Below are 22,768 nucleotides of genomic sequence, written 5' to 3'. Positions count from 1 at the left end.
ATAAGAATTCCTGCCATGCAAATAGAAAAAAGAGTCTTTCGCGTCATTAAAGACCGAGACTATTCAGTAGTTAAAAACGACTTTATAGACGATGATCGCATGAGTCACAAGGCGACATCGATACTTATGTCGGTTCTGCGCTATCCGGATCATTACAGACATTCAATTAAATCCGTCGCGAGATTGAAACGGGACAGCGTTTCAAGCGTAGCATCCGGATTCAAAGAACTTGTAGAATACGGATACGCTGAATTTAAAAAAGAATGGAATCCCGAAACAAGAAGACTGGAAAATAATTGGTACTTTTTTGAAGTTTCAAAAATTGCAAACGAGCCGAAGGAAAAGAATTCCTACACTCGCAATAAAAAAACGAAACCTCAACCAAAAACGGAAGGACTGTCCTCTGCCGACGAATACAATGATTTTTTTCTGTGCTCAGAAAATCGAAGCACAGAAACACAGAGCGCAGAAAACAGCCTGCATTCAAATACTTTAAACCAAGTACTGAATACCCAAGTACGTTCTTTCCAAGAACTCAAAAACCCTAGAGAGTACAAAGGCGCGGGCGCACAAGCGGACTCGGAAAATCAACAAGCAGAAAACCGAAAGCCCTTCGAGCCGGTTCGATACAACTTTCCAAACGGTTGGCTAATCGATTTTCAAGACCACTATTTCAAAGAGCACCAAAGTGAAATGGGCCAACCTGTTTCTGAGCTAAAGGCTCTGAACACACTTTTCGAATTCTCAAAAGGCAATTGGACCGAAGTCGAATTGAAGATCAAGACCCTAAAAAAACTCAGAAAAGAAGACCCCAAGTTTTGGGCGGAACAACCCGTAAGTCCAGAATCCGTAGCTAAATTTTGGTCCCGTCTATTTGAACGACCGGAACGAACGGATGAAATCAAAACCAAGCGAAAAGAAAATTTCGAAAGAAGGAAACCGATGAAGGAAAATACCCAAGGACAAAAACCAAAAGAAGAAAAAGGAAAATCTGAGTACCAAGGAAGAAACGCGTATGAGTGTTTTTTGGAGTGGGGTAGGGGGACCAAATTACTATTTGGATCACAGCTTGAGTTCTACATAAGAAACCAAGACTCGACTCAGTATGAAGGAACGAAGAAAATTCTCTTTGAGAAGTTCGTAAACGAGATTTACCCAACACTAACCCAACGGCTTGTATTAGTTGAAAAAACAAAAAGCGAAAACGAAGAAGAATTTAACCAAAAGAGAATTGCATGAATACCGTAAAAACCAAACCAGAGAGCCAAACAAGAATCAAAAAAGAAAAAACGAATATAGAGAACCTACTCGAAGACAACGAAGTTTTTGTAGGATGGAATAAGGAAGGAGAATATCTGTTCTTAGATCGCAGGGCCGCGATTAAACTCATGGACAAAATCCGAAACGAACGAAGTTGGAAAGTAAACGACGCGGCTTAAAAAAAGAAAAGAGAATATGAGAAGAGAAGAGTATGCTATATTCCTGCACAACAACATTGATAAGTCTAATCGAATGTGGGTTTCGACTGGACAGAAATATATCGGTGGAGGTGCGAAAGAAAAGGCAATCGAGGAAGCCAAGAGACTACAAAAGACGGCCCCGGAAGGTATAGAGTATTCCGTTCAACATTACGTTTATTCGGAAAAGAGTAAAGGTCGACCCGTAAAAACAAAAATTTGGAGAAACGGAACCGTTTTTTATAAAGCGGCATAAAAAGGCCCGCTAAAAAAGGAGGAATCTTCAAAAAAACATAACTTACAATGGGGAAGAACTAAAATAAACCCTTCTACAAAATTCCCCTCATAAGTTAAATAAAACAGAAGGTAAAACCAAAGAACACCGATTCAGAAACATAGAATAAATTTCTGATTCTTGGATGAAAACGAATTACGAAATTCAATTTTAATCGGCGACGCTTTTGAAACCTTAAAGAAAATCCCGGAGAACTACTTTCATAGTGTTGTCACTTCTCCCCCGTATTTCAGACTCCGCGACTATGGCCACAAAAACCAAATTGGAATCGAAAACTCACCGAACGAATACCTTGAACGATTAGTTCGTATCTTTATTGAAGTAAGAAGAGTTCTTAGACCGGATGGAAGCCTTTGGATCGTTATAGGGGACACGTATTCAAAAGAAAATTGGAAAGAAAAAGAAAACCCACCTTTCCCGGTTCGCATAAAAGAACTGAAAAAAAAAGACCTAATCGGAATTCCTTGGAGGCTTGCGATCGCGTTACAAGATTCAGGTTGGTATCTTAGACAAGACATCATTTGGAACAAACCGAACTCGCAACCGTCTTCCGTGAAAGACCGGTGCGCGGTTTCCCACGAATACCTTTTCCATTTTACAAAATCCGACAAATATTACTATGACGCTCCCGCGATTTCAGAACCCTCAGTTTCTTTAATACCAGGCCACAAAAGTTTTAGACCGAAGGCTGTTTCGATTTTTAATAACGGACGCGAAGTCTATTACGGCAAACGCGGAAAGACAGCGAGGACAATTCGAGAAAGGAAGAACAAACGCACAGTTTGGACTGTAACAACAAAACCTTCTAAAACTTCACATACTGCGACCTTCCCCCCGGAATTGATTGAGGACTGCATCAAATCAACTACGAGTCGAATCGGTGTATGTGAAACTTGTGGAATTCAAATTCGAGAATTTGATTCGCCGCCTTGCAGTTGTATTCAAAACAAAAGGCCGGCAAGTGTTTTAGATCCGTTTTTAGGATCGGGGACAACCGCACTTGTCGCATTAAAATTTGGATGCGAATTTACAGGTATTGAACTTTCACAGAAATACGCAAACGAGGCCAAAGAAAGAATTAAGAAAGAAGAAACGTTGTTTACGAATTTAAAAATATGACCATTTGAATAAGACAGTCCTTACTTTTTTCTTCGGTTCATGTAAGAGAAGAATGGACCCTTTTATATAAGTCTTGCTAAGACGGATTAGTGAAGAAAGAAATTTCAAAACGTAATTTAGAACCGCAAATAAAAGACCTTCAAGTCCAAACCATACGATTAGATAGAATTGAGTTTCACGAAAAAAATAGCGATCTCTTTGAAGAGAAAAACGAGGAATATATTCGGACCCTCTCGATCGATATGGATTCGCACGGACTTCATGAACCGATTTCAGTTAAATATAACTCGAATCTTGATACATACATCTGTCTTTCCGGAGAGAACCGAATCAAAGCGGCCCGGTTACTCGGTTGGATTTCCATTCTAGGATATGTAGTAAGTCCAGAGGACGAACTTGCATATATGATTTCAAGGAACCTTGTCAAAAGACAAGTCGGCCTGAAAGGAAGAATCAAAATATACAAGGTCTACTGTCCGGAATTCTTGAATGGGTCAAAGGTGAAAATTGAAAGACTCAAAGAGATTTCGGTAAATACAGGAATTTCGATTTTCACGCTAAAAGGGGATCTAAAAAAAATAAGACGCGGATCCACAAAGGAAGAAACCTTAGAGTCTCTGATTGAACTATGGAAAGAGAAAAAAATCAAAGGGTTAAGAGTGAATCTCTGCGGTCTTCCGGATGGAAACTTTCTTTTGAAAGTCGCGGGAAGAAATCTAAATTACGAGTGGCGCGGAAATTTTAAAACCGTTGTCCGGGAGTGTGCGGAAGCTGCCCGTTCCAAGTATTTTAACAAGAACTTTAAGCCGGAGAACTCCGAATTTGCAAACAGGATCAAGCAACTCAGAAAAGACGCGGGGCTTACTCAGTTTCAACTTTCTCAAGCTCTTGGATACTCTCAATCGTATCTTGCCGAGCTTGAAGGCGGAAAATGGGAATGTTCAAATAAGCTCTTCGAATCGATTGCGATTTACTGCCAGGAAAGGGCCGCATGAATTACGAAATCCTTCAAGGCCACTCATCAAAGGTTTTAAGAGAATTGTCGAAATCAGGAAGATTCAAAGAATCGATTGATTGTCTTGTAACCTCACCTCCGTATTTCCAAAAAAGATATTATTTAGAGAATACTGACCCGCTTTCGAAAATGGAAATTGGAAGAGAGGGAGAAACAAACTCCTACTTTCAAAATCTAAAAGATGTTTTTTTAGAAGCTCGTGGACTTTTAAAAAGATCGGCAACCGTGTTTGTAAATCTCGGAGACACTTTCCGCGACGGACAAGCGTTGTCGATTCCGTTCGGGTTTAAGGACTCGATGAAATCTGTCGGCTATCACTTCATTCAAGAAATCGTATGGGCGAAGTCGATCACACTCAAAACAGGAAATGTCGGATCTTGTAAACCGGAGTCTGTAACGAAAAGGTTCACCGTGTCACATGAATACGTTTTATTTTTCGTGAAGGATTTAAAGGAATACTTCTTCGATCAAAAGGGAGTCGCCGTTCCGATAAATGGAATCAGTCACGAAAACCAAAATCCCAGCTCATTACTCAAATCGATGGGCGCGACAGAACACAGTCTTTTAGAATCTAAAAGTCTCAAAGACTATTCCCTTACGAACGCCGAAGATCCGACATCTGTGAAAAATCGGATCATCCGAAATAAAATTGCAAACCGCGACTTTACCGCACATCGTCGTTCGGTCTGGCAAATTCAAACCCCGAATTCCAGGAAAAGACATACGGCGGTCGGCCCCCTCGAACTATTCGAGAATTGTATTCTTGCCGGATCGCCTAAAGGCGGAATTGTTTTAGATCCGTTCGCCGGTGAAGGGACAACCGGAATAGCGGCCCTTAAAAACGATCGTAAGTTTATAGGAATTGATTTAGACTCAAGGTCTTGTCGTGAAGCAAGAGAAAATCTCGAATCCTTTCAAAAGAGACGCGCATCATGAATAAAACAAATTCGTTTGTACGATAGATTCGAAACCTTTAAAGTAACGTAAGTGGGTAAATCGCCAAACAAGGGAACAAAGAAAAAGGTTCCCAAAAAAACAAAGAATCAGTCTTCGAAAAAGACTCTTGCCACACGCGGCCTGTCGAGTGAACGAATTGAAGAGATAAGAATCGACTACGTTCGCGGTGAGAAGCGCGAAACAATCTGTAGGAAATTTAAAATTTCCTACAAGACCTTAGACAACTATATCCAGCGAAACGGGTGGACAGTGGTCCGTGAGGAAATTCGAGGAAAAGTGAGGGAAGAATCCGAACTCCAAATCGTGACGGATAAAGTGGCGGCGTTGGCTAGACTTAACCAGGAAGCAACGGAATACCTAAATCTTCTCCGTGACAAACTCTATGATTCTGAAACTACAAACGTAGAAATCTCCCTTCTATTAAAATCAAGAAATCTTATAACCCGCGAACTTCTCCGATCCCTTGGACTACCGGAAACTATCCGCCAAGATTCTCCGGAAGGAGAGAAGAGCCAAATCAATATTCAAATCATTTCGGGAGTCGGAGAAAAGCCCGGAACGATTGAGAAGATGATCGGCGGGAAAGTGATTTCTGCGGAAGAAGAAAACTCAAAATGATGAACCGCAAAAGAAATACAGGATTCAATCAAGACGAAAGGTCTTCTCGGAAAAACAATCTCTTGCACTCGATGAGGATTGGAGTAACCACTTTGTACAAGAAATCTGTTACGACGGTGGAGCACGATCCGGCAAAACTTATCTTGTAATCAAAGCGATCATATCGAGAGCTTGGATCTCAAAAGAATCCCGTCATCTAATTGCGCGTTACCGACTTAACCACCTTCGAATGTCTGTTTGGAAACAGACACTTTTGCCGTGCCTTCGAGACATGGGCTTTCGTAAAGGTCAAGACTACGAAATAAACGAATCCGAGTTACTTGTAACCTTCTCAAACGGTTCTGAAATTTACGCCGCCGGTCTTGATGATTCAGACCGCGTAGAAAAAATCATGGGGACCGAGTTTAATACGATTTTTATAAACGAAGCGACTCAAATTTCATACGCAACGTTTCAAAAAATCAAAACAAGACTCAGTTACGTTAGACACGATCTTACAAACAAGCTGATCGTCGATTGTAACCCGCGTAACCGATTTCACTGGATATTCAAGTATTTCGTATTAAGACAAGACCCGGAGACCGGCGAAGCTCTACTCGCGCACAGGATTAAGCGGATTTCAAGACGCCACTGGACGCCGCTCGATAATCCACATCTTTCCGAAGAGTATAAGGAGCTTCTAAACGAACTTACGGGCATAGAACGCGATCGATTATACCTCGGACAGTGGGTAGACGTTCAAGGACTCGTATATCCTAAATTTGAAAACGCGATCGTAGAGCCTTTTGAGATTCCGCCGGAATGGGACTGTGCTGGATCGATTGATTTCGGATACACAAACCCTTTCGTATTTCTCTGGTTTTATTACGACAAATCGAACGAGACTTGGTATCTCGCGGATGAATACTACGTTGCAGAAAAAACGGTACGCGCGCACTGCGAGGAGATAAAACAATATAGAAAACCGAACCTCTTTCTAACAGCCGACCACGACGCAGAGGACCGCGCGACAATGGCCGAGTGCGGTTTCTCGACGATCGCCGCCGACAAAGATGTATCCACCGGAATTCAAGCGGTTATAAAACTACTTGAAGCAGTACACGGAATCAAACTGAGAATTTTTCGGACATGCGTACATGTTATCGAGGAGTTTTCGATTTATTCCTGGGAAGAAACGAAAGATAACAAGAACGCAAAAGAAATCCCCGTAAAAAATCACGATCACGCGATGGACGCACTCAGGTATTTCGCTCTTCGGGTAGTGGGAAAAAAACACGCGGTCCAAACTGTACCTTTGGAGAAAGTAAAAATAGAACTTTCCAAAAGACCGAAAGGAATCGAAGCCCTTCGCAAAGAACGCCTTTCCAGGTTTGGAGTGGGAGAAGGGTTTTTAGCACATAGGAGATAGGCTAGAAATTCATTCCGATACGTTGTAGATCGGTATCCTCTTTTCAAGACAAGAATAGGAAAGAGGATATGGAAGAATCAATTTTAGAAAATGAAAATGCGGAAGAAAATCGAATTGAACCGAGTTCGGAAGAGTTAGAAAACACAGAACAAGAAATAGTAGAAAGTAAAAATCAAATAAAAGAAAGCAAGGAAGTCGCAGAGTTCCAATCGGATTTTTCAAAAGATGTTTTGTCGCTTCCGGAAAAAGAAAAACAAACACTCTTTGATAGCCTCTATTCCTCGTTCGTAAACGGACAACCTCGTGACACGGTTCTTTTTCTCACATTCACGAAAGCCTTTAAACTTTTAAAGTCTGCAAACCTTTTGAAAGAAGAACAGCGCGAAAATGGACTAAGTGAACGAATCCAAAAACTTTCCTCTCAGGAAAGGCAGATTCTTTTTGACGCGCTAAGTTCAGCGATCACAAACCAAAACGAAAGAGACACCGTACTCCATACCCTTTTTTGGAAGGCCGGTAAACTTCTTACGGAAGCCGGAAAGTAAGAGGGAGTTTCTAAAAAAAGTGCAAAGAGAATCCCCGCTTTCAGAATTCCGCGTCGTAAGAGAACTGACTTATGCGTGGCTTTATTTTTTCCTTTCTCTTCAATACGCATTTCTTGGAGACCCAAGATCCGGAATTCATTTCCGAATTCAAAAATCACTTTGGTCCGATGTTATGGGAGCCTTGCGACGAAAATTCTTCGGAGAGTTGATTATAAGGCCGCGGTATATGCCTCGGACTCTTAACGTCACGCCGGAACCTGAAAAAGATTATTCGTATTTAAAAAAACAGACCGGAACTCTCACGTTCCCCGAAGGAACAGTCTCTCGAGATGAACTTGAGAGCGCAGACCAAGAGATTTTTGACTTTCTCGCACTCGACTGGAACCGGATCTATCTTCAAGAAAGAAATAAAGCGTCGATTCTCGGATACGTTGCGGAATACTTGTTAGGAAAAGGAGTCGAGGAAGAAGAGCTAAAGGAAATGACCTTGCCTGAGTTCTCCGAAACCGCAGTCGCCCACAACTTACCCGGACTTGAAGACATTGACCTCCTTTCCGAAGAGGTAGGACTCACAAAAGAACAAACTTACTCTCTTCTTTACGCGCAAGGTCGGGGAGCTGAGTGGCTTGCAATATATGACAAGAATGGAGAGCGAAAAGGAAAAGCCTACGAACTCATAACAAAAATGTATCGCAGGCAAATCGCGGAGGCATTGGCAAGAAACGCAACCGAAGAAGAAATTCGTTCGTTGATGATCTCGCCGGATGATACGGAAATCAAAGAAGCACTCGGACTTTTTGAAGAGGGAATTTCGGATTCATTAAGACAACGTCGTGAACGCCGCTATGAGAAACTTGTAACAGATCATCTAAACAGAGATATGGCCCGGTTTGCATTTACGGAGGTTCAAATCAATTTTAATAACGGAAAACTTCTCTATCTCGCAAATGAAAGAACTACACCGTCGTATGTAGGTTTCGGCGGTGGTAACTACTAAACCACATTTGCATACTGACACACACTATCCGGTGACTTGCGACAAATGCCGGGAGTTTAAAAAACTCATTGCCAGAGTCTTTCCTTCCGAAGCGCATCTAAAAGATAAAAAATATATGGCAAGTCTTGGTCTTACCTATTTAGGTGGGGACAAGTTTTCCGGTGATCCATTAACGGACATTGCCGTTTGGCCCGGAAAGAACAACGCTAATTTAAAGTTTTCCGAATATACGTTTTGTTGTCCGGTTCATCCGAATTGCGGACATGAATATTATGAAATCAGTTTAGAGGAGATAGAAGACGAGCCGGACGATGAAATTTCAGAAATCTTTCGAGAAGGCCGCGCGAGAGATGCAAACCGAAGACTTGTAACGGACCAGCAGTACAAAGAAAACGTTGAGGCAAACGAGGAACGAATCAGGCTTGAAAGAAAATACGGACCGATAACGAAATCTGGAGTAATTTTTTCCGTAGGGGTCTGGGAGGAACCTACGTGTTGCCAAGAGCCGGAAGAAAGTTCCGAGGAATGGCTCACAAATTATATTCAGTGGAAAATACAGACTATTTAATCGGAACCATTAAAAAATACGTGCCTTGGAACAGAGACGAGAATAGAGGCGGATTCGGGTTTATCGTATCAAACGGACGCGAATATTTCTTTAACGCGAAATATTCCGAAATCAAAGACGAACACCTAAAAAGTGGACTCAATGTATCTTTCGAACTTCGTAGAGGCTACGACAAAAAACGATCTGAGTTTGTAACGCAAGCAACGCGCATTCAATACTGTTGAGAAGATCCGGCAAAGGGGGGCAAACCCCCTTTTCAATCACAACCAAACCCAACGTTTTAACTCCTCTAACAAACGAGGAGATGATCGATCGCAGAGGAGAATCGGCACTTTGGTTTAGGCTTACGCCCTGTCCTTGTCCGGTTGAGGAAAGAATTCCCGATTGCCGGTTTTGTTTTGAAGGTTGGATCCGGAGTTTTCAGGAAACGTTAGAAATCTCCGAAGAACTCGCATACAAAGTCGAAGGAAACAAAGTCTATACACGCTTTGCACCGATCCGGGAAGTAGATAGTGCAATTCTAATATCCCGCGAAACTCACAAACCTCTTTCGATTAAAAGAATCCATGACGAATTTATCGAAGTCGAAGAGACTCTAAAATATTGGAACAGTGTTCTATTAAAATACAAAGTGAGTATGCTGGAAGAGATATATCTCGAAGGAATTTGCGAAAACGAATACGAAGTTTTTCCAAAAATGCCTTTGGGGGCAATCGCTCACGTTCTCGAAGCATATTCGGCACCGGAAGGCCAAGAACCCGAAAAGTTAGACGTTACCGGAAACACATTTAACTCCGTTGTTTTTGCAAGAAGAGTTTCAGGACTTGTCCGGTTAAAGGTCTCGTTTTTTAACGCGGTAAAGGTCGGATACAAGACATACCGCGCGGAACCTGATTCGAGAAAGATATTCAGCGGCAGCCAAAACACTTTTTTTGACGGCGATCTGATGGGAGTCATTGGAGCCGGGTATCGTATGGGTGAGGGTGATATAATAACGCTTCTTGTTTCGACTCTCAGGCATTCCGAATTTATTCCGTTTCAAAACTCGACTCTCGATACAGTTTCCTACTCACCGATTCAAAACATCGATCAGGTAGTTTCAAAAGGCAGAAACGGCCTTATATATCACAAACGCGGAAAGGACTTTATTCTTTTTGGAGATTCAAAGATCCAGTGGCTTACCGATAAGCCGAGAAACGGTTATTCTATCATCTACGACTATCACCCGACGTTTCGAGTTTCAGGGTTTCTCGAAGGTGGTTCCGGAGAAGACCGGGACAAACCGAAGATTTTCAAGATGAAACCTATACCGAATCTAAACGCGCGCGGAATAGCCGGACAATAAAGGAAAGAAATCGAAAATGAATTTCAAAAAGATACTTAAAGAAAAACTCGAATATCTAAAAACAAACTTAGGGAAGAAACTCACTTACTACGCATACGTTTTCCTCTTTCATACAAGACTTAGGCTCGGACTACCAGTTTATCTTTACGGGATGATGAAAATTGCAATCGAATCTTGGAGATACAAAATTAAATTTCGAACCGAAGTTCCCGGTCAATTGATGGTTCTTCACTACAATCCGAATGCGGTGAAAGACCCAGTGAGCTTTGTAAAAAGAATCGAAGACATGGTTGTAAAACCGTTTCGCTTTCTTCACCGAGTCAACCCGGTAGTTGTGATTATTCCCTACGGATCAACATTTCAAGCAGGAAGTTTTAAGGGCTTTGTAAGATCCCTCGATCGCGATCAATTACAAGCTCTAAAAACTGCTCTTTACGAAGACAAAGTTCCGCCAAAGATCGAAATCATTTCCGGAAGTGAAGCGGCGTAATCGAAATTCTTGGAAGTCTTAGAAAAAGACGATATAAATTCCGAACTCGCTGAAACCATCCTTGATAAAGTTCATCTTGCCATGTCCAAGGAAAATCCGGACTGGCAAGACTGGGCAATGGAGGACGACGGAGAGGATTGGAAGGAATATGAACTCAACACTCTTTCAAGAAACGGACTTCTTTTTGTTCTTCGAAATTCAAAAAAAGAACTCACTCCCGAGGCATGTACAAAACTCGCAAAAGAGTTTAAAGATCTGGGTGCAAAATTTCTTTCTGATTTCCTAATCCAAAAATCTAAATTCTCAAAAAAGAAAGAAGCAGCCGAAGAAGAAATTCAGACTAAAAAGTCCGAAAGTCAAAACGCGTTTTCGAACGTTTTGAAAGCTAGACCTACACCGGCCCAGATCCTTGCGGGAAACTACAAAAAAACTCATATTTCGGTTCAAGGAATCCCGATTACGATCGAAAACAAAAAAGGATCTTACCGGACAGGGACCGATCCGGACGGAAAATCCTGGAGAACCAAACTCGTCTACGACTACGGATATATTAAAAGAACAACCGGAGCCGACGGCGATCACGTTGACGTGTTTGTCGGTCCTGACAGTGAGTCGAGAATTGTTTTTGTAATCAATCAGAGAAACAAGGACGGATCTTTTGACGAACACAAATGTATGATCGGTTTTCACGACGAGAAAGCCGCGCGAATCGCATACCTAAAAAACTATACCAAGAATTGGAAAGGGCTTGGATCTGTGATTGCTCTTACTGTTCCACAATTTAAAGAATGGATTTCATCAAACTATACAAAAAAAGAATTAAAAGAACCAAGAATCGAGTTTCTAAAATCAAAAATCTCAAACCTAAAAGATTCTTTGAAATTTATTTCAAAACCTCAAATCAAAAATGAATCCACAATTGAAGTACTAAAAAGTTATCTTCAATTTGAAGAACGGGAAACTTTATCTGAAGTTGAAGAAAATGACGAATCACTTTTACTTGAGATCAGAAAGTCGATTCAAGAAACTAAATCCTCATTTAAACAAATCAAAAAAGCGGATCTTGGGCGACCGAGTGAAATGGTAGGAACTGAACACCGTTGGAATGACGGAAAAACACACAGAAAGGAAATAGACGGCTGGTCTATCGTTTCCGAGAAAGAACTAAAAGAAAAAGATGAGATCAAGAAAAAACGAAAACGAGTTTCCGAGAGAAAAGAAACGACTCCAAAAAAAGGACACACGTTCCCGACAAAACTCCCTTTTTCCAAAATCAGAACGATCGCGCAGTACACGGATAAAAAAGACTATGATCGTAAAGAGATCGAAAAACTAAAAAACTTAATCAAGAATAACGGATATGATCCCGCGTATCCCATGTCTGTGGATCGAAAAGACGGACAATGGACCGTCGTCGCAGGACACCACAGATACGAAGCGGTAAAGGAACTGATTGCAGAGGGTGAACTTCCAAATCATTTCGAGATCCCGGTCGTCGAAAAAGAGTTTGCTTCAAAAAACGACCGGCTGGCCGCTCAAATATCTGAAAATCAAAGGCGTTTGGTCCTGGCAACCGACGAAGCTCGCGCCTATTCGGAAATGGTCAAAGAGGGATGGGACGCCAAAAAAATCTCTGAGAAATTAGGAGTGAAAGTCGGGGATGTGAATAAACGTCTCGCGTTGAATAACCTTGCACCAGAACTTTACTCACTTGTTCACAAAAAAGACAAATCACTCCCGCTCGGAATTGCAGAGGTGATCGGAATGTTTGCACTGGACGCAAACGAAAAACCGAATCATACCATGCAAATCCGCGCGTTCAAGTGGTATGTGGAAAACCGTTCGAAATATGGGACAAGAGGTGCGAGTGTTCTCCAAAACTATATCAAGGAACTAAGGTCCGGTGAGTTTGAAAACTTTGATTTTGATTCGGTCGCATCAAACATACAAAAAGAAGCTCTTAAAACGATCGGCTCCACAGAAAAAGCAAGTGCAAATCGTAAAATGCTAGAGGTGATGCTCGACAATCTTACAAAAACATACAACCGAGTGTTAGGAGACAACATAACAACCCTTTCCCCGGATGTTGCCAAAGAACTAGCGGCGTCACTTGCTTTGACCGCAGACAAAGGGGTGGAATCGGTTTCCGTACTTGGTCGACTCGGGGTCATTATACAAGATTTAACTCATATAAAAAATTCGATTCAAAATCAATTAAAGGGATTATCCGATGATTCAGAAATTCCCATGTTATTCGCAAGGGCTTATCTTTTGGAATTGGATAACGCGATCGAACTCACAAATGTATTGAAGTCATCGTATTCGACTGAAATAGCAGCATAACCAAAATCTAAAACCCTTTGTTGCCTGAAGGGAAAAGACACCAAACGAGAAGGACAGAAAGGAAAGTTAGAATCGCGAAATATTTGATTTTTACACCGCGATATTTTTCTTTCAAATCTATAAAAGTCGCAAAAATCGCAAAATTCAAAATACCAAGAAACGGGAACGAGTAAGGAAACGAAGAAATTTGTCTGTTTTCAAATTCAGACAAATTTAAATACAAAAATACAGGAAATTCAAGAAGTAAAAGAAATTCTAAAGGATAGGAAAAAATCGAATTCTTTTTTCTAAAAAATGCGTAAATTAAAAATATAAGTGAAATGGGAACATGGTAATAAAAGAAAGACAAGGTATATTCATTTTCGTTCATTCTAGTTTGATTCCTTTTCGAATCATCTCAACAGTTAGCATCAAAAAGATTTTCTAAAAAAAAACATTCATATCTCAAACAACGGCTCCGATACGTTTCTTTGTTTTATTCTCCGTTTGGAGATTAAGCCTTGAATCCTGAACCGTTTAGACATCATCCGGAAGTATTGAGACTCCGCGCGCTTTTTACCGAAGGACTCTATTTCCAAAAACTGAGTCACAGAGCCTTCGACGAAATATTTCAAAGCATTGACCGAACCTTTGTCGATCGGGACCGTTTATTAGAATTTATCGTTAAAGAGGATCTTTTAGGAGATTACGAAAAATTCCTTCAACATGGTAGTCAGGGGTTAGAACCCTGACTTGAGTTTTACTTACTTTTTGTAAAAAAAGAAGATAACTTCAAAACCTAAAAATGCGAATTTTAGCGAATCAAACGGCCTATTTTCGTTTCTCTTAACGATACTAAAACAAAATACAGGAATCTCCTCGAAACAAAATGACCAATAATTTCGAAAGATGATTCTCCAGCGCGAATTTCCAAAAAGGGAAATCGTTGAAAATCTTCCAAACCGAAGAAAAGAAAACGGAAGTGAGATTTTTTCAATCGCAGAAATCATACGGTAAATTCCTCCGCGAGCTTTTTGGACATTTCCACGTAATTCAAAACGGACTTGAAAACGGTTTCTAAAATCTCGTTCTGATTGTCGTTTGTGTGAAAAAGAGAAAATGCCTGGCTTGACATTTGGTGAAAGATAAGTTCCTTATTCGAAGTAGGATATGCCCGAACGACGACGTCGGCTTTTTTTAAAAGCCCTTTAACGAAATTAAACGCGTCTTTGGACGCATCTTCCTCTTTTTTTCCTTTGCTTCTAGATACTTGACTGAGTTGTCCGATCTGTTGAAAAATTAAATCTTGATTCAATGTTTTTGCGCCTCCGCAACAACTCATAATTTAACTCCAACGCCCTATCGGACAAGACTCTGACCTTACTTTTGTTTTGAGTCTTACAAAACAACTGCAAACAGAACACCTTTCGGATAGAAAACTCTTTACGAGAAGCGAACATGAAAGACAGTGATCAAGCCTTTCGTCTGAAAATTTCGTATTCTTCTTTTTAATCAGTGATTAACTCCATATTCTTCCGGGGACTTGGTAGGTTTGGACTAGTTTCCATTGGAAAAATTCATATTTGTAAACACGATAACGGGTAAACCAATTTGGAATCGTACACGTATTGCATGAGTTTAAACAACATGTTACCGTGCAACACGGAACAAATGCAGTGCCACCCACCCAGCAAAGACCAATACTAACCGAGCGAGAATAGCCACCCGGACAAGAAAGGCAGTCAAACCAAGGGCCGCGCTGGAAACAAGAGTTTGTCCCGCCGCAGGTGTTACAGTCTGTAACGGAAGAACCGAAATCAAGATGAGCATCAACGACATGCCAAAAGTCTCCAACAGAATAACTTCCCGAAGGGAAAACGTCGTATCTGTTGGAACCGATGTTCCCCGACCAGTGACCGCTTGCTCCTGGAACAGGAGAGGCAGGTCCACTAGACGGGGTTATGCGAAAGGGAGCCAGGTACCTCCGTTGTCCTTAGACCAATAGGCAAAGTTTCCTTGCGTCCTCACTCTAAAATTTGCGGCGTCGTATCCGAGTGATGGAGTTGTTTTAATAAAATCTTTCGTTTCAAGATGGTTGTAGATCCAGTTGATCGCGGATGCAAGGGACTCGTTATCTTCGATTCCTGGATTTAGAGCAACATCGATTCCGATAAGTTTCGGATCATATACGGGAAGAGTTCGAGTAACGTTTGCAAGTGGTCCACCAAGTGAAGATTTTCTGTATGATAAAAGACCGATCCGGTTTGAAGATACGGAAGAAGCTGGGCTTGTCGCAGACCAATTTTCATAAAGGTTTGTCCGATAGGTTTTTCTTGTAGGTTTTGCGGTAGGTTTAAATCGTTCCGTTACAGAATCAAAAATAGGAACTGCTTTCTCGTCTGTGAGAGCCGTTTCAAATTCAAATTCAAAATTCCCCTCAAGTGCTTCAAGGTTCGGAGAAAGATTTAGTTCGGGTACAATATACACCGCGTCCGTATCGATGATAATCCCGGATGAAACCTTAATTGTATTCGAATTGTCGAATGACGTTTCAAACCCGATCGCCGTTTTTTCGTTTCTTCCGATCGTTGCAAGAATGGAAGAAAGAATCGCAGGTATCGCAGAGTTTGAACTTTCAGCACCTGACATCCGGTTTATATCCTCAGCCGCAATTTTTTGAAACTGATTTTGATAGTAGAATTTTACCTCGTTGTTTGTGAGTGGGATTTGTGATTCAGGCATTGTTTCTTTCTCCGATGTAAACGCCGGTTCCGGCGGCAAGAATTCGATTGAGTTCGGTGATTTGTGTGTCAGAGATTTTTTTAAAATCATCGACGATGATATAGGTCACAAGACGGTCCGGGGTGACGATAGAGGAGACGGCCTTTGTTCCAGGGCCGGGAAGGGTAAGACCTAGGTCTGTCGCGGAAATCTCGGATGCAAAACCTAACTCATCGCACCGAAGAACGGCGAAGTCGGGAAGTGGAAAGAGTTCCGCAATTTTTGTAAGTGTGAGTTCGTTTGAAAGAACGTATCCTAAAATGTATCCGACAAACTCCGGATCATTCATTCCGGGAGGACGTTCGATTCCTAAAAACTCCGCCCACTTAACGAGGAAATGACCTTCGGCCTCGGTAAGAATCGCGCAACGTGTTGCAAGTTCTTGGTAACGGAGGTGCCATTCGATCGCGTTGTATGTCGCACCTTTGTTTATATCGTTGATATTCGTGACAGAAAGTTCAGGTCTATCCGTGTCACCAAAAAGAACTTTAAAAACCGGATCGGTTTCGTTAAACTGCGGAAGTCTTGAGAGAAGTTTGTTTGAGGTCACGCGGGATTTACCTTTGAAACAATACCTGAAATAAATCCGCCGGAGGTTCCTCCGGTTCTAGGAAGATAATTGGAAGGAACGGAAATGTCGGTTAGCGTTGGAACTGGATTTGGTATTGGATCGCTTGCAAGTTTTCCGTAGAATTCAAGAACATGAACCTTGTAAAAGTCGGGGTGCGCTTTTAGAATTGTTCCTTCGATTTGTTTTAAAAGTACATCGAAACCGACGGGGAGTGTATTCAGATAGTTTGTGATTTTGTTTGTCGCAATGGACAACGCATCATCCAAAGAAAGAAAGGACGTATTCAGAATTTCTAATTCGAATCTTACACTGATTCCGATAACTGGAATTTGAAATACACAAACTTGAGTTCCAGCCGCCGCGTATCCAGGAAAATTAACAGGGTCTTTTAGATCCCCTTCGATTGTTTTTTGAACCAAGTCTAGAAGCGTTTGCGGTGGGTTTGAAGTTCCGTCGGAAACAAAAATGTTAATCCAGCCGAGTTCTCGCTCACCCGAAACCGGATTCACGTTTGTTTTAAGTTGTGCTCCAGCGATTCCGGGAATCGAAATTACCGCGGTATAGATTCCAAGAGGTGTTGAACGACCCAAAGAAATAATAAAATCGCGGAATCTTTTTAGACGGGACTCTTCGGTTTCTTTGTTTGTACCTCCGGAGAAGTCGGACGGATTCCAGACTCTTGTATTAGGTGGGAGTTCAATATTTAAAGTTCCAAGTCCCTCCGTCGTGTTGATCGAAAGTCGTCGGATATTGTAGTCAACACCTGGCTCGGTTGCTCGTACTTCGATTTCTGCAAAACTGTCACCGAAAGGAATCGTAACAGGTGCAATGGATTCGAAACTAAGACCGAACAAGTCGAGTTTGAAAACCGGAATAGTGAGGTTTGAAATGTGACCTGAATGTTCAATACGAACAATGCCGACTGATTTTAAACCCGGTAAACGAGAATAGCCGAGAGTTTTGTACATTCCCTCAAGAGTGGAATACTCAAATCCCTCTTTGGTTCTTAGATCTCCTTCCGCAAGAACCGAAGCCACTGCGGAAATCCACGTTGAGATCCTCGAACCCGGATTGAAATTTGAAAGCCTTGATCCTTGTGAGATTAAATAATTTTGAATCGCAAGCCGGTACTCGAGTGCGGTTTTCGGAACGTACGGAGAAGCCACGTTTCGATTTACCAAGAAAAATTAGTATCGGAGAAATCCCCGATACGGGATCAAACGCGTTATATTTCACTGCGTGGGTGCACTTGATCTTGCTAAGTCCGGATTTAACTCGGTTACGAGTAACGCGTTTTCGGGAAGCCTCTCCCCGACGTATGAACCCAAAAACGTTTTTAGTTTCTCGTTCTATGAAAAATCAAAAAACGGATCATATTCTATTTCTGGGGGAGAGGAATATTTTTTTGTAAACGGCCCTCTTTCCTATACGGAAAATTTTAAATACCGCACGAATATAGAAAAAACGTTTGGCGGTGTGACCGTAATCGATTACGGACCGGACAATTCGGAAATTAAATTAGAAGGGGAGTTCCACATTTTTCACCTAGGATTACCGGGTGCACCAAAGAGTGGAATACCGGGCGATACAGGTTCCGGGTTTGTTCAAAGCGCGTTCTCCGCCGGAAAGGCGATTCTAAAAAACAAAGTTTCGAGTTATTACGACAAGGTAAGAAGCAGTTATTTGAGTCTCGCCGGAGGAGACTTTCGTTCGGGTCTTGGCGAGTTTCAAGATTTCATGTTTTTTCTTCACCATTCAAAAAGCCTTGAAAGAGTAGAATACAACTCAAATGATCCGCAAGCTTCAAAGATCACAAAGGTTTTCGCAGAAAAACGTCTTACCTGGAAAACTCATGCGTTTGTTTTTCGTGACTACGACCGTGGACGCACAGTTGAGGTAGTTGTACCCGCATCCGGATTTACGATTTCAAGATCGGTTTCGGATACCAATACTTACAAGTATTCCCTTTCTCTTACTGTCGTAAAAGAACTCGATTCAAAAATTTCAAGTCCGCTTGTAAGGTCCGGTTTCAATCCAATGCGATCTATCTCCGGGCTAATGAATGAACTTGAAAATATAATCAATCTTCCCTTAGAACTCTCTGGTGCGCTCCTTGGAGTTGCAAGAGGTGTTCAGGTATTTGCCAGTTCCGCAAAACGTCTTACCGGATCTTGGGAAAGGATGAAAGACCAGTTTGACTCACAAGGAAAACTCGCACGTAAAACTTTTGAATCTGCAAAGAAAGAATTAGGAATCACCAAAAAAAGAAGAGGATTCCATGCTGAAGAAATTTCAGAAAAAATCGATGAGGCAAACAGGAAATCCAGATCGAACGAAGCTGAGTTTCGACAAAATCTTGATACTTCTCTAAACGATTGTAGCGCGCTTATCTCTTTAATTTCGCAAGTTTTAATCGGCGTCGATGAGACTGGATCTATTGAGGCCATGGCACTGCAACCGAACGCGGACTTGTCTGTTTGGGTGGACAATGACGTTTACAAGTTTGCTGTTTCTGCAAATGAGATTTTAATAGAGACTAAGGCTGCACTCAATCAAGCATCCGTTGACAACGAATTTTCAATTCATCCGGTAAACTCTGGCGAGACCTGGGAGAATATTGCACAAACAAAACTAGGAGACGAAACTCTCGCCCAAGCACTCGCAAGATACAATGGAGTAGGGGACTTCTCTCGCGCGCTTCCTCGTGCGGTTATGATTCCGTACGGAACACATACGAACGTTTTTACAACACTTCCCGAAACTCCAAAACCTAAAGATTTAGAAATTGCGCTACTTGGATGCGATATTCGTTTGAATGAGAACAGAGGTATAGAGGTTTCCCCGACCGGAGATCTTGCACTCGTTGAGGGGGATGAGACTTTAATCAACGAAAAACTTGATTTAATCGATATAGAACAAGGCTCGCTTATTCAAGCTCCCAAGCTCGGAAACCCGTTCCCACCCGGTGAAACAATCGATACGATAGCTCAAAAAAAATTCATAAACGAATTTTTAAATCAATTCCATAGCGATCCAAGAGTAAAACGAGCGACTTACATAGGGGTTATCCAAGACGGTGATGGACTTTATTTTCAGTTTAAACTCGAAAGTATCTCCGGCGGAAGCGTGATACTTTCGGTATGAGAGGAAATTTTTCAAACGATTCTTTTGAGTTTGAAAATCGTCCAAGTTCACTGGATGCGCGTTTTGCACCTCCGGTTTTTGCAAGAGTTACGGAAGTTCTTCCTAGGTTTCGCGCGAACGTAATCACAACGTTCGGGGAACCGTTTAAGAATATCCGGTATTTCGGACCCGCGCTTTCCCAGAACGGTAACGCGCATGGGAGAGCTTTTTCTTTAAAGAAAGATCAGATGGTCTTGCTTGAATTTATTGGCGGGTCGTATCGCAGTCCCGTTATCACAAAGGGATTTTCTTTTCCGACAATGGATTCCGATCTTTCGAACTTGAATTCTTTTTGGGAAAAATATCCGTTCTTAGATCCCGAGAAAGATATAATCGATTTTCACGAGTCCGGTTTTTGTGTAAGGCAAACCACAAACAAAATTGAAGTGTATGACTCAGGCCAGCAAATCGTTTTTGAACTCGATTTCGAATCAAAAAAAGGAAAACTCAATCTTTCGAGTTTAGAAATTTCCGGAGATCTAAAAATAAACGGAAACGTCGACATCACCGGCGACACAACTCAGACGGGAAAAATCAAAGCAACCGGGAAAATTGAATCGGACGAGGGACTAGTTTCTTCCGGAACGGAATTCAACGAACACGGACACGCATATTCACCCGGTCCACTCGCGCAAACAAAGTCCGGCCCTCCGATTTGATGTTTTCTTGAATAGGATTTGGAAATGCCTTCCCTTCAAAACTCGAATGAAATTCTTTCCATTACTTCCCGAACGGATATTTCAACTCCACCAAAGCGACTTGCGATCGAAATTCGGCTTCCTGGATCTTCCAGAAATATTTTTTTCCCCGTTGAGTATGTTACTCAAATACGTTCTCACAGGTCTTTAACCGCCGGTCGTGGAGGGATTTCGTTATCGGTTCCTTACCGGGAAAGTTATTTCGTTCAGGTTGGGGAAAATGAACCTCTTAGATTAAACGAGATTGAGAACGGGGAGTGTTTACGATTCAAGGATATTTTCCGGGTAAGAAGTATCGTTTTTCTTTACTACGATAACGGATCAGAGAGTTCTAAAAAAACAGGATTTAAAAAACTAAACTGCGGGAAAATAAAGTCCGCACCTCGTGAATACTCAGCGGATGGAAAAACGTATGTATCGATAAACATATCAGCGATCGAAACGATCCTTTCTGAAACTGACTTTTTTATTGACTTTCAGAGGTCGGAAGGTCAACCACAAGCACGGACTCAAAATGCGTATACAGGCGTTATCACAAGCGCAGCCAAAGTCCTTTTACAAGGACAACTCTCCGACCTTTTAAAAAACTTTTGGGACGAGTTCTTTTGTAAACTTCTAAACGTTTCAAGATATGCAGACAAAAAAATTCTTTCTCTAACTTCAGAACAAGATCCGGATGCGCTTTTAACTTTTCTTCCACCGAAAAAAGCATACACGGAAAATTTCGTATATGAATCGCAAATTCTTAGTTCGTTCACAATCGGGCAGTATATAAACTTTTGGGAAATTCTTAGATCGTATCTTTGCGAACCTCTCTATGAACTCTTTGTCGATCCTCTGGAAACCTTTGAAATCGACGATCATTACGGAAAAGGAGTTACATTTGGTGAAATCGGTTCTTCAAGAATTGAAGAATACGAAGTCGGTAAGTATGAATCAAAAGTCGTATTTCGTCCGACACCGTTTTATATGTTTTCGGAAAACGGCAAATACAGAGATCTGAAAAGTTTCGGAATCGATGCAGGATACATTTTTCTTTTAGAGGACTTGAAGTATTTCAAAGCGGATGAGTCCGAAGAAAACGTAATCGCCGGTGTTCATGTTATTCAAAACACGTTTCAACAGTTTGGAACCGTTCTTTCCGAACCAAAATACGAAGACAAACTAAGAAGTATCTTCGGACCAAAACTTTTACACGTTAAAATTCCAGGACTCGTCTTTCGGGAAGAGAATTTAAGTTTAAAAAAGAAGGGTGGTTACAAGGACGAGCTTTCCAAAATCTGCGATCTTTTATTTAGAATATTCTGCGACATAGAAGAATTAAAAATTGGATATGGATCGTTTGAGATTCCTTTCATTCCGATTCGTACCGGAATGCCGTTTCAAATCGCAACATCACCGCGAAAATCCTATCCATTCCCGGAAGATGAAATTTGTAATTTTGGGTATATTACGGACGTAGTTGACGAGTTTTCAGAGGGTGCTGTGAAGGCTGCAAGTACGGTTTCTTTCAAATGGAGTCCGTCGGCTTCGAGCTTTGTAGAAGAATAATGAAAACGGCCTCCTTATTGTGCTCACCCTTAGGAGGCCGTTTTTATGTATGTTGTTTTGTCCCTTCAAGTGACTTGAAAGAACGGTAAGATATTGACTGATCTATTGTCTTTGTCGATCAGAAAAACTAATAAATAAATTGATTTCTTTTTCAAGATAAATGGAAATTATTTTTCACAATGATACATTTGCATTCTAATGATAAGAGTTGCCAATGCGAGAATTTATTCCCGTATCGGGACTTTAAAAATAATAAAATCCATTTAATTTGTAATGATATATGCAAGGAAATATTCTGCGATACATTCAATTTTCCACCTTTCTATATTATGGGGTCATTAGGAAACCTTTCATTCGATACAATTTTTGAAAAGTATAGTGTAAGCCAGATTTGCGAAGTTTGTCTTATAGAATATAAACTTAAATTCGATAATCTTTGAAATTATAACTTTCAGAAATGAATCATAGAATATGAATACTTTTTAAAGACATAACCAAATATACGAAATATTAAAATGAAGTAGACAAATTAGTAAACTCTAATATCTTTCCGCTGAAAAATTAGATGTGAGTCCTCCCTTTCAGAATATGGACGAGAGGTAAGAAATGAAAAAAAGACATTTAGAATCTAGTATAAAAAAAGAGATTCAGAAGCGCGAACAAAGAGACGATAATGAACAGATCTTTAGCGTTGTAAAGATCCAGGGTGAACCTAGTTTTCACTATTCGCGCACGATGGGAAAAAACGGAGAACTGAAAGAGGGCGTTACCCTTTGCGATCTTGATTATTCGAATCAAAAATATCGAGAATTTGGCCTTGTACAAGGATATAACGGATTTGAATCCTG

24 protein-coding genes are annotated in these 22,768 nt (G+C 41.2%); 19 read left to right on the top strand and 5 right to left on the bottom strand.

The features are described 5' to 3' along the window. Positions 1-15 precede the first annotated feature (15 nt). The 16 genes from LFX17_RS20670 to LFX17_RS20595 all read left to right on the top strand — a co-directional run bounded on the left by LFX17_RS20670 (position 16) and on the right by LFX17_RS20595 (position 13,888). Entirely contained in the window at positions 16-1,239 is a 1,224-nt protein-coding gene (locus tag LFX17_RS20670; protein ID WP_238748824.1) for a helix-turn-helix domain-containing protein, read from the top strand. Continuing rightward, positions 1,236-1,439: a hypothetical protein gene (locus LFX17_RS20665; protein ID WP_238748823.1), complete on the top strand. Its 204-nt coding sequence runs from the start codon at positions 1,236-1,238 to the stop codon at positions 1,437-1,439. Before LFX17_RS20670 ends, LFX17_RS20665 begins: the two co-directional genes overlap by 4 nt. 16 nt (positions 1,440-1,455) lie before the next feature. Beyond that, positions 1,456-1,713 carry a hypothetical protein gene (locus LFX17_RS20660; protein WP_238748822.1) on the top strand — a complete coding sequence of 86 codons (258 nt, stop codon included), beginning with the start codon at positions 1,456-1,458 and terminating at the stop codon, positions 1,711-1,713. 159 nt (positions 1,714-1,872) lie between these two features. After that, entirely contained in the window at positions 1,873-2,871 is a 999-nt protein-coding gene (locus LFX17_RS20655) for a DNA-methyltransferase (RefSeq protein WP_238748821.1), read from the top strand. 128 nt (positions 2,872-2,999) lie between these two features. Further along, complete coding sequence (locus LFX17_RS20650) at positions 3,000-3,866, top strand: helix-turn-helix domain-containing protein (RefSeq protein WP_406600730.1); 867 nt, start codon at positions 3,000-3,002, stop codon at positions 3,864-3,866. After that, entirely contained in the window at positions 3,863-4,822 is a 960-nt protein-coding gene (locus LFX17_RS20645) for a DNA-methyltransferase (protein WP_238748820.1), read from the top strand. The genes LFX17_RS20650 and LFX17_RS20645 overlap by 4 nt, the downstream gene beginning before the upstream one ends. 51 nt (positions 4,823-4,873) lie before the next feature. Further along, positions 4,874-5,461 carry a hypothetical protein gene (locus LFX17_RS20640; RefSeq protein ID WP_238748819.1) on the top strand — a complete coding sequence of 196 codons (588 nt, stop codon included), beginning with the start codon at positions 4,874-4,876 and terminating at the stop codon, positions 5,459-5,461. Positions 5,462-5,483: 22 nt separating this feature from the next. Continuing rightward, entirely contained in the window at positions 5,484-6,869 is a 1,386-nt protein-coding gene (locus LFX17_RS20635) for a PBSX family phage terminase large subunit (protein ID WP_406600729.1), read from the top strand. Positions 6,870-6,937: 68 nt separating this feature from the next. Further along, the gene (locus LFX17_RS20630; protein ID WP_238748818.1) at positions 6,938-7,414 is read left to right on the top strand and encodes a hypothetical protein; all 477 of its coding nucleotides are present in this window, start codon (positions 6,938-6,940) and stop codon (positions 7,412-7,414) included. A 19-nt stretch (positions 7,415-7,433) separates the two neighbouring features. Then, positions 7,434-8,411, top strand: coding sequence for a hypothetical protein (locus tag LFX17_RS20625; protein WP_238748817.1), 978 nt, complete (start codon positions 7,434-7,436; stop codon positions 8,409-8,411). 7 nt (positions 8,412-8,418) lie between these two features. Next, positions 8,419-8,979: a hypothetical protein gene (locus tag LFX17_RS20620; protein WP_238748842.1), complete on the top strand. Its 561-nt coding sequence runs from the start codon at positions 8,419-8,421 to the stop codon at positions 8,977-8,979. Further along, positions 8,937-9,203, top strand: coding sequence for a cold-shock protein (locus tag LFX17_RS20615; protein ID WP_238748816.1), 267 nt, complete (start codon positions 8,937-8,939; stop codon positions 9,201-9,203). Before LFX17_RS20620 ends, LFX17_RS20615 begins: the two co-directional genes overlap by 43 nt. Further along, on the top strand, positions 9,200-10,324 hold the full coding sequence (locus tag LFX17_RS20610) for a hypothetical protein (RefSeq protein WP_238748815.1): 1,125 nt from the start codon (positions 9,200-9,202) through the stop codon (positions 10,322-10,324). The genes LFX17_RS20615 and LFX17_RS20610 overlap by 4 nt, the downstream gene beginning before the upstream one ends. A gap of 16 nt (positions 10,325-10,340) precedes the next feature. After that, positions 10,341-10,814 (top strand): SGNH/GDSL hydrolase family protein, encoded by a 474-nt coding sequence (locus tag LFX17_RS20605; protein ID WP_238748814.1) that lies wholly within the window; start codon positions 10,341-10,343, stop codon positions 10,812-10,814. Between the two features lie 9 nt (positions 10,815-10,823). Continuing rightward, positions 10,824-13,157 carry a ParB N-terminal domain-containing protein gene (locus LFX17_RS20600; protein ID WP_238748813.1) on the top strand — a complete coding sequence of 778 codons (2,334 nt, stop codon included), beginning with the start codon at positions 10,824-10,826 and terminating at the stop codon, positions 13,155-13,157. Between the two features lie 500 nt (positions 13,158-13,657). After that, complete coding sequence (locus LFX17_RS20595) at positions 13,658-13,888, top strand: hypothetical protein (protein WP_238748812.1); 231 nt, start codon at positions 13,658-13,660, stop codon at positions 13,886-13,888. 254 nt (positions 13,889-14,142) lie between these two features. On the opposite strand, the gene LFX17_RS20590 is transcribed toward LFX17_RS20595, so the two are convergent. The 5 genes from LFX17_RS20590 to LFX17_RS20570 all read right to left on the bottom strand — a co-directional run bounded on the left by LFX17_RS20590 (position 14,143) and on the right by LFX17_RS20570 (position 17,654). Further along, positions 14,143-14,451 carry a hypothetical protein gene (locus tag LFX17_RS20590; RefSeq protein WP_238748811.1) on the bottom strand — a complete coding sequence of 103 codons (309 nt, stop codon included), beginning with the start codon at positions 14,449-14,451 and terminating at the stop codon, positions 14,143-14,145. Positions 14,452-14,481: 30 nt separating this feature from the next. Next, on the bottom strand, positions 14,482-14,652 hold the full coding sequence (locus LFX17_RS20585) for a DUF6171 family protein (protein ID WP_240009342.1): 171 nt from the start codon (positions 14,650-14,652) through the stop codon (positions 14,482-14,484). Positions 14,653-15,095: 443 nt separating this feature from the next. Further along, positions 15,096-15,878 (bottom strand): hypothetical protein, encoded by a 783-nt coding sequence (locus LFX17_RS20580; RefSeq protein WP_238748810.1) that lies wholly within the window; start codon positions 15,876-15,878, stop codon positions 15,096-15,098. After that, complete coding sequence (locus LFX17_RS20575) at positions 15,871-16,467, bottom strand: hypothetical protein (protein WP_238748809.1); 597 nt, start codon at positions 16,465-16,467, stop codon at positions 15,871-15,873. Before LFX17_RS20575 ends, LFX17_RS20580 begins: the two co-directional genes overlap by 8 nt. Next, on the bottom strand, positions 16,464-17,654 hold the full coding sequence (locus tag LFX17_RS20570; RefSeq protein WP_238748840.1) for a baseplate J/gp47 family protein: 1,191 nt from the start codon (positions 17,652-17,654) through the stop codon (positions 16,464-16,466). The genes LFX17_RS20575 and LFX17_RS20570 overlap by 4 nt, the downstream gene beginning before the upstream one ends. A 73-nt stretch (positions 17,655-17,727) precedes the next feature. On the opposite strand from LFX17_RS20570, the gene LFX17_RS20565 reads away from it, so the two are divergent. From LFX17_RS20565 to LFX17_RS20555, 3 genes are read left to right on the top strand one after another with little or no spacing between them, the layout of a single operon-like run. Then, complete coding sequence (locus LFX17_RS20565) at positions 17,728-19,632, top strand: hypothetical protein (RefSeq protein WP_238748808.1); 1,905 nt, start codon at positions 17,728-17,730, stop codon at positions 19,630-19,632. Further along, positions 19,629-20,330 carry a FapA family protein gene (locus LFX17_RS20560; RefSeq protein ID WP_238748807.1) on the top strand — a complete coding sequence of 234 codons (702 nt, stop codon included), beginning with the start codon at positions 19,629-19,631 and terminating at the stop codon, positions 20,328-20,330. Before LFX17_RS20565 ends, LFX17_RS20560 begins: the two co-directional genes overlap by 4 nt. A gap of 24 nt (positions 20,331-20,354) precedes the next feature. Then, a complete protein-coding gene (locus LFX17_RS20555; RefSeq protein ID WP_238748806.1) occupies positions 20,355-21,920 on the top strand; it encodes a hypothetical protein in 1,566 nt (521 codons plus the stop codon). Positions 21,921-22,768 lie beyond the last annotated feature (848 nt).

It is taken from the genome of Leptospira sanjuanensis, from assembly GCF_022267375.1.
Classification (GTDB): Bacteria; Spirochaetota; Leptospiria; order Leptospirales; family Leptospiraceae; genus Leptospira; species Leptospira sanjuanensis.
The sequence above is the reverse complement of the archived record's forward strand: the minus strand, read 5'-3'. Positions and strand labels throughout refer to the sequence as shown.

What these genes read in the sequence shown, in the direction of transcription:
- LFX17_RS20670 (WP_238748824.1), top strand. Translation starts at nt 16, where the DNA reads ATGCAAATAGAAAAAAGAGTCTTTCGCGTCATTAAAGACCGAGACTAT.
- LFX17_RS20665 (WP_238748823.1), top strand. Translation starts at nt 1,236, where the DNA reads ATGAATACCGTAAAAACCAAACCAGAGAGCCAAACAAGAATCAAAAAA.
- LFX17_RS20660 (WP_238748822.1), top strand. Translation starts at nt 1,456, where the DNA reads ATGAGAAGAGAAGAGTATGCTATATTCCTGCACAACAACATTGATAAG.
- LFX17_RS20645 (WP_238748820.1), top strand. Translation starts at nt 3,863, where the DNA reads ATGAATTACGAAATCCTTCAAGGCCACTCATCAAAGGTTTTAAGAGAA.
- LFX17_RS20630 (WP_238748818.1), top strand. Translation starts at nt 6,938, where the DNA reads ATGGAAGAATCAATTTTAGAAAATGAAAATGCGGAAGAAAATCGAATT.
- LFX17_RS20615 (WP_238748816.1), top strand. Translation starts at nt 8,937, where the DNA reads ATGGCTCACAAATTATATTCAGTGGAAAATACAGACTATTTAATCGGA.
- LFX17_RS20605 (WP_238748814.1), top strand. Translation starts at nt 10,341, where the DNA reads ATGAATTTCAAAAAGATACTTAAAGAAAAACTCGAATATCTAAAAACA.
- LFX17_RS20580 (WP_238748810.1), bottom strand. Translation starts at nt 15,878, where the DNA reads ATGCCTGAATCACAAATCCCACTCACAAACAACGAGGTAAAATTCTAC.
- LFX17_RS20560 (WP_238748807.1), top strand. Translation starts at nt 19,629, where the DNA reads ATGAGAGGAAATTTTTCAAACGATTCTTTTGAGTTTGAAAATCGTCCA.
- LFX17_RS20555 (WP_238748806.1), top strand. Translation starts at nt 20,355, where the DNA reads ATGCCTTCCCTTCAAAACTCGAATGAAATTCTTTCCATTACTTCCCGA.